Origin of the sequence: Aliiruegeria sabulilitoris, from assembly GCF_001558155.1 — a bacterium.
GTDB classification, from domain to species: Bacteria; Pseudomonadota; Alphaproteobacteria; order Rhodobacterales; family Rhodobacteraceae; genus Tropicimonas; species Tropicimonas sabulilitoris.
Window position 1 is genome coordinate 1 of record NZ_LOAS01000071.1, and the last position, 6937, is coordinate 6937.

Genomic DNA, 6937 nt, shown 5'->3' on the forward strand with positions numbered 1-6937 from the left:
GTATAGTCCCGGACGCCGCCATTCGGGTCTGGGATAGCGCTCTTCCATCAACTACGAAAGAGAGACCCTCAACGCGCTTCAAAAGCTAAGCGCTCAACTGTCTACGAAACCAGGGGAGCTCGATCCTCGGTTTAAAACGGAACACCCAATGGCATATCCACACTCCGACCTGATCCTTGACTGGCTTATGATCCCGCAAGCCGTCGATCGACAAAGGTTAAGCGAGCTTACTGATCTCGACTGGGAAGGATTGCTAGAACGCGCGGATCAGCACCGGCTGCTTCCGATGATGGCCTGGAACATGGCACGCTTGCCGGAAGCTTCCGTGCCGAAACATGTCACCGAAACATTGTCTGACCAATACCGTAGTTCCACGATGCGACAGCTCGCAATAGCTCGGGACTGCATACTTGTTCACGAAACGCTGGATCGGGCCGGTATTCCGCATCTGTTTCTGAAAGGCGCCTATCTTGGCCAGGCCTGTTACCCGAAACCAGGGCTTCGACCGATGCGCGACATCGATGTCCTGGTTCCTGCAGGACAAGAAGTCGTCGCATGGGAAACCCTATCCGCGGCCTTCGGTCTGCCCCAACAGTTCCAGCACATTGGGGCCGACGAGACTTTCAGCCCGAAACATATGTCCCCTGTGAACACGCCCTCGGGTGAATGCAATGTCGAACTCCACCGGTCAATCTATCTCGATCTGGAGAAAAACGCGTATACGAGTCATTTGGAGAGACTGTGGCATCGGCACAAGGACTTCGAAATTGCGGCCAGAAAATTGCCGTGCCCGTCCTCTGAGGACATGCTGCTTCATCTGGTGTTCCATGGGATCAACGACCACCGTCTAAATCTCGGCCCGCTATTCATCGTAGACCTTTGCTTTCTGCTCGATGCAGTCAGTTTCGATTGGAACATGATTTGTTCGGAGGCTGAGGTACTGGGGATATCGCGACCACTTGAACTGGCCCTTACACTGGTTGGAAGGACGCCTGGCGAGGCCTGTTCTTCGGAGGAGCACGTGCCGGAAAGCGTGGTTCAGGCAAGCCGTCTGCTTCTACTCCAGGATGCGAACAAGCGGTATGACATCCGTCACACATCAAATGTGATCAATCGAAATTCTTGGAACTGGGGCGGTTATATATGGCGGAAGGTGATACCAACGCGCACGTCGCTTAAGAGATGGCACGCGTTGGAAGGACGGGGCGTCAACACCCAAACGGGCTACGCTGGGCTATACATGTCCTATCTTCTTGGAGCCCTGTCCAAGTTATATCGTTCGACACGGGATCGGGAAGTGACAGCCATGATCGCGCTGGAGAATGACGTGATGGATTGGGTTGCTCCTCAAAACACGGGAAAGCCCTGACAACCGCAATTTGCACACTGGATGGCGCGTGAGGTGAATGTGAAAACAAGGTTGTATGCAAGCGCAGGGCTGGTGATCGAGAGCGACTTTGCCCTGCCGGGGCTTGGCGTAGCGGCTATCGGAGATGGTGTTCCTCATCTGCGCTACCAGCGCACGCCTTCCGCACTGGAGCCGCTGCTCGAACCTGGGTTATCGGGGCCCTGCTGGTCCTACGACTCTCACAACTTCCATTTCACAGCCCCCGAGATCGCTGAGTTTCGTATTTCGCCGAATGGCACGGTTCTGGTCTGGCCGCTAACCGACAATTACGACGACATTGCAGCTTACCTGGTTGGCTCCGTGCTCGGCATTGCGCTGCACCTGCGCAAGATTATTGCGTTGCACGCGAGTGCGGTTGAAGTCGACGGCGGAGCTGTATTGTTCTGCGGTGAATCTGGCGCGGGCAAGTCGACCATGGCGGCAGCGTTGCAACAGCACGGATATCCGGTGCTTTGCGACGACCTCTGCGCGATCGAGATCACGAATAGCGGCGCCATCGTGCATTCGGATGGCCGAAAGCTGAAGCTTTGGGAGCAGGCCATCGCCCAGTTCAGGCTGGATGAGCAGAAAGGCGACCCTGTGCAGCAGGGCTTCGAGAAATACTACGTCGATGCCGGAACCGGCCGTCGGCGCAGCCTCCCGGTCCGAGGGTTCTTCGCGTTGGCGGATCGACCCAGTACGGCTTTGCCCCGGATCTCGGCGGTCACAACGGCGGAAGCCGCGGCGTTGATTCGCGACAACGCCTATCGCCCGTTTCTCGTGGAACACCTCAAGGACGAGGTGCTTTACTTCGGGGCCGCCGCAGCGTTGCTGCGTCAGGCGGGCGTGTTTCGCCTGGAGCGCGCGCGCGACTTCGATCAGCTTGCTCTGGTCATCGAGGCGCTGCAGGATCACTGGCGCAACACGGGGCTGGCCTAGTTTCCCGCGCGCCATAAAAAGATGGTTAACCCAAAATTAACTATTCGCATTTAAACGCGCGCGCTGTATGTTCACACGAAGCATTTAGATTATGTAAGGAAGTCCACTATGAGCACACAATTTGACCCGGACAGCACCTCCAGTTCCCCCCAAAAGAAACCCTGGACAACGCCGGCGCTGCGCATAGCCGAGATGCGTGCGGCACAGGGCAAGTCAGCTGATACTAGGGAAAAAAACAAAAATTTCGGGGCAGCCTCTTAACGCCTACGTTACCCTCGTCGGGAATTTCCGTCAAAATCAAGGGGACTAGCCAAACGCTGTCTCCTTGAAAACTTGGCAGATAGTTTGAACGGAACGTATGCAGAATGCACGGCCGAGCCATGATCGCAGGCTCGCCTCCCTCTTCTGTCGTTTCGGCTGACGAGACACACACTTTGAAACCAGTCCTTGATCAAGATAGACTCATGACCATCGGTATCCGTGATACGATTGCCAAGTGTGACGACCAGATGGAGGCAGATATCGGCGCCGAGACCCTGATGATGCGCATGGATTCAGGGCGATATTACTCCGTTGATGGTCCGGCGCAAAGCATCTGGGCTGCGATAGACGGGCCGACACGGGTCGAATCGATCGTAGAGTTGCTTCTTGAAAGATATGATGTAGATCGCGAGACTTGCGAGACCCAGACGCTGGCTCTTCTCGACGACCTCCTCGCGCAACAGCTCATAACTCGACTGAATGACACCCAGATGTGATCGAGTATTGCAGGAACACTCCCCTACCCACCCGACAGGTAAACGGTTGCTTCCATATCAGGCCGCGCTTCATTTCGACAACGCCATTTGGTTCCCCATGACCGCTTCGATAACCCGATTTCTGAAAGTACCCACGCGCCGCAAGATCTTGCTTGTCGAAGCAGCTTTCGCGCTTGTTCTTGGACGCGTCCTCACACTGTTTCCAATGCGTATTCATACCCGCTTTCTCGGGGCCGAGCGGGGAGAGACGCCGCGGACCCTTGTATCCGGACAGCTTGAGACCGCCAGACGCATCGGTTCAGCAGTAGAACGGTCTGCGATGGCCGTGCCATTCAAGGCGCTATGTATCGAGCAGACCCTTGCTGCCAGCCTGATGCTGCGAATACGCGGCGTTCCCACAACCGCCTATATCGGGGTGCATCGCGATCCGGTACAGCGCGTGGCGGACCCGCGCGGCTATAACGCCCATGCCTGGCTGCGTGCGGGGGATGAGGTGGTCATCGGAGGTCCGGACGTATCGGACTATGTTCCGCTGGCAATGTTTGCATGATCTGGGCACGGCTAAGCCAGTACGGGTTTCCCTTTCATCCGCCTGGCCCCCCGCGCGGAAACCCGGCGATGCACCGTCTGCGCGTGGCAGGACGCAGAGCGCAGTTCGCAAACCAGCCGGGCTGGAAAAGGGTGGTTGCGAAAACAGCGATGACATTGCTATGGCCACTCGGTGCCGCAACGACAGCTCTGGATGCGAGGCGCTACTATGGGGGCACGTCCGTGCGCATGCTTGATGCATGGTGGCTGGCCCTGCGCAACAATGTTCCACCGCTCGAGTATTACCTGCACCGGCTTTGGGAACCGGCCCGACGCGCGCGACTGGATGATTATCTCTACTGGTCGGAGAATGCAGCATCGTTGCTGGCCCTGAACCGCGCCGCCGGGTTGCAGCCCGGCCCCAGTCCGGTCGAGGACAAACATCTCTTTTCTACCTTTTGCGCAGGGATGGACCTGCCGACGCCGGTGGTTTGGGGGATTTGGAGAATGGGGCAGCAAGACGAAGGCGATACCCTTCCCGAGCAGGATCTTTGGCTCAAGCCGCTCCAATCCAAGGGAGCGATTGGAGCGGAGTGTTGGTGTTGGCGCGACGGTACCTTTTGGCGCGAAGGGCGGGAACTCACCTCACCCCAGATGGTTGAGCACATCAAGTCGCATTCCCGATCCCATGGGAAAACTCTGGTCCAGACAGTCATCCGCGCCCACCCGGACCACGCGCCAATTATCGGCAAAGCTCCTCTCTGCGCGCGTATTCTGACCGGGCGGCATCGGGACGGCACAATCGAGATCGTGGATGCCATGGCCATTTGGCCCCGCGAAAAGAGCGTGCTTTCACAGGGCGGCTATATGGCAATGGTCGATGGCACATCCGGATGCATTGGTATGATCTACGAGGCGCCGAAAGATTGTCTGGCGCGCCAGATGGAAGGACAAGTGCTCCCGGACTGGCCTGTCGCTCTGGCGGCCGTTCGTGACGGACACGCAGCACTGCCCCATTATGTCTTTCTGGGTTGGGATGTCGCTTTCGGCGAGAACGGACCCGTTCTGCTGGAAACCAATTCGGGGTGGGGCAGTTTCCACTTTCAGGTTCTGCCCGACCATCCAATGGGGGATACGGCCTTTGCCGAGATCGCCGCGGAATACGTGTAGAGGGAACTATGGACGCGATTTTCGGACTCTGGAACCTGGACGGGGCAACTGTGGAGAGCAGCGTCCTAGAAGACATGGCGACATCACTCGAGAGCACACCGGACAAGCAACGTGCGTTCAGCCTTCATTGTTCGGGACCAGTTGGTTTGGGACGCGTCACGATTGGGCGCAGCGTTGAGGATCTACCCGTTACACGCGAGGGCAGCCTCACATGCGTGGCGGATGCGCGTCTCTACCGTGCGCCGGCCACGGCCGCCCCGCTGGACCTCTCGACGACCGATCGTGAGCGTCTGTTCTGCCGCCTACACGCCGAGCTTGGCGATGACGCTCCGAACCATTTGGAGGGCGATTTCGCCTATGCGATCTGGGACGAAGAGAAACAGCGCCTTTCGCTGATCCGCGACCAATTCGGTGTGCGCCCGTTGTTCTTTTATCATGTGCCGGGCAAGCTCTTTGCTTGGGCGTCTCACTCGGAGATGCTTTCACGCAGCGGCATCACCCCGAATGATTTCGATCTTGAAACTGCCCTGAATAGTTTTGTCCTGGGCGATCCTGATCCTGAGTCCACCCTGGTGCCAGGTCTCAGCCGCTTGCCCGCAGCGCATGTACTGCATTTGACATCAAGCGGATTGGCCAAGCGCCGCTATTGGACGCTGGAACCCGGAGAACCGGTGACAGACGATGCGAAGTTCGAAGAGTGCGCAGCAACGTTGAGGCGACTATTGGATAATGCCGTGCGCCGCCGTCTTCCGAAAGATGGCACAATCGGAGCCCATATGAGCGGTGGGCTCGATTCCACCGCCATTTCCGTGCTGGCCGCCCGGGCACTCGCACCTCAGAACCGGCCTCTTCACACCTATTCCTTCGTCGCGGAATATCACCCAGGCGTCCAGTTCGTGGATGAACGGCCCTATGTCGACGCAACCGTGCAAGGCGAGCCCAATATCTACAACAGCAAGATCACGCTCTCGGAACGCGATGGAAAAATCATCGACGCCTGGGTTGATCGAGTGGGCGGCTATACCGGTACAGAAGAAAAGGTTCTGGAGGCCGCCGAAAGGGACGGTGCTGACGTCATTCTTTCTGGCTGGGGAGGCGACGAAGTCGTTACCTTCAATGGCAGGGGAGCCTATGCCGAGCATTTTGTCCGTGGTCGGTGGAAAATGCTCTGGAACGAACTCAAGGCCCGCTCCGAGCTGTATCGGATCTCTAGAAAACGTGTGTTTGCGGGCGAAGTTCTTTCCTACATCCTTCCGGATCGTTTGTATGACTTGCTGCGCCGCGCGGCTGGCAAGGAAACCGCCATCATGGCAAATCAGAAACTCGCGCGATTTCTGAACCCATCCTTCCGAAAGCGGCTACGGCCTAGCCTTGCACTGGGCACAAATACCCGGCGGAACCGTTTGACTCTCCTTAACAGTGACCACATCGCGGACGCCTTGGAAGTCCATGCGATGCAAGGAGCGCATCATGGAATCCAATACACCTTTCCGCTGCTTGATCGAGAATTGCTGGAATACGCCGTTCGACTGCCCGCCAGCTTCTTTCTGCGCAACGGCGTACGGCGCGCGGTTTTTCGCGAGGCCATGCAGGATGTGCTTCCGGAAAGCGTTAGAACTCGCCGCCCGAAATTCGCGCCTTTTCCCTGTGCACTGCTACGAGCTTCCGAGCGCAAGGCCGAGTATCTGAAGGAATTGGACCTGCTTCGCCAAGACCCGCAACTGGCCAAGCTTTTCGACTTCAACGCCATCGAAGCGGCCCTTCAGGAAATCCCGAATCCCAGTGAAGTCAAAGAGGCGTTCAATGCCGAAGCTGCCGGTGGCCCCAGCGTCTCTTTGGGTCCGCTCCTCGCAACAGACCCCATCAACTTCGCACACTTCCTGAAAGCACGCCTGGAATCCCAGTCTACATTTGGTCAACCCAAGTAAGGTAACTGATGTTCCGGGCTTTCCGTTCACGGCAAACACAGAAGTGGTTCAGTTTGACCTTGAACCGCGAGTAGAGCCGGTTTGATCCAGAATTTTCCGGTCGGGTTCTCCCGAGGACGACCCTTCAGTGTGTTAGATATGTGTTATACATAGTGTTAAGCCCTGTCACAGGGCTCTTTCGTAAGCGCTGTCTGGGGGGCACGGAGCTTTCAGCTTGACGTCTTGAA

General features: G+C 57.3%; 6 protein-coding genes. All 6 read left to right on the forward strand.

Features of this window, described 5'->3' with window-relative positions:
* The first annotated feature begins 148 nt into the window (after positions 1 to 148).
* The 6 genes from AX756_RS24280 (at position 149) to AX756_RS24305 (ending at position 6710) form a co-directional block, all read left to right on the forward strand.
* Positions 149 to 1369 carry a nucleotidyltransferase domain-containing protein gene (locus AX756_RS24280; RefSeq protein WP_068318380.1) on the forward strand — a complete coding sequence of 407 codons (1221 nt, stop codon included), beginning with the start codon at positions 149 to 151 and terminating at the stop codon, positions 1367 to 1369.
* A 39-nt stretch (positions 1370 to 1408) separates the two neighbouring features.
* The gene (locus AX756_RS24285) at positions 1409 to 2326 is read left to right on the forward strand and encodes a phosphoenolpyruvate carboxykinase (ATP) (protein ID WP_156461682.1); all 918 of its coding nucleotides are present in this window, start codon (positions 1409 to 1411) and stop codon (positions 2324 to 2326) included.
* A gap of 464 nt (positions 2327 to 2790) precedes the next feature.
* The gene (locus tag AX756_RS24290; protein WP_163886842.1) at positions 2791 to 3084 is read left to right on the forward strand and encodes a PqqD family peptide modification chaperone; all 294 of its coding nucleotides are present in this window, start codon (positions 2791 to 2793) and stop codon (positions 3082 to 3084) included.
* 7 nt (positions 3085 to 3091) lie between these two features.
* On the forward strand, positions 3092 to 3634 hold the full coding sequence (locus tag AX756_RS24295; protein WP_163886844.1) for a lasso peptide biosynthesis B2 protein: 543 nt from the start codon (positions 3092 to 3094) through the stop codon (positions 3632 to 3634).
* A 68-nt stretch (positions 3635 to 3702) separates the two neighbouring features.
* Positions 3703 to 4782: an ATP-grasp domain-containing protein gene (locus AX756_RS24300; protein ID WP_163886846.1), complete on the forward strand. Its 1080-nt coding sequence runs from the start codon at positions 3703 to 3705 to the stop codon at positions 4780 to 4782.
* A gap of 8 nt (positions 4783 to 4790) precedes the next feature.
* Positions 4791 to 6710 carry an asparagine synthase-related protein gene (locus AX756_RS24305; protein ID WP_082739363.1) on the forward strand — a complete coding sequence of 640 codons (1920 nt, stop codon included), beginning with the start codon at positions 4791 to 4793 and terminating at the stop codon, positions 6708 to 6710.
* Positions 6711 to 6937 lie beyond the last annotated feature (227 nt).

Coding starts and splice junctions, on each gene's coding strand:
- AX756_RS24280 (WP_068318380.1), top strand. CDS start 149: ATGGCATATCCACACTCCGACCTGATCCTTGACTGGCTTATGATCCCG.
- AX756_RS24290 (WP_163886842.1), top strand. CDS start 2,791: ATGACCATCGGTATCCGTGATACGATTGCCAAGTGTGACGACCAGATG.
- AX756_RS24300 (WP_163886846.1), top strand. CDS start 3,703: ATGCACCGTCTGCGCGTGGCAGGACGCAGAGCGCAGTTCGCAAACCAG.
- AX756_RS24305 (WP_082739363.1), top strand. CDS start 4,791: ATGGACGCGATTTTCGGACTCTGGAACCTGGACGGGGCAACTGTGGAG.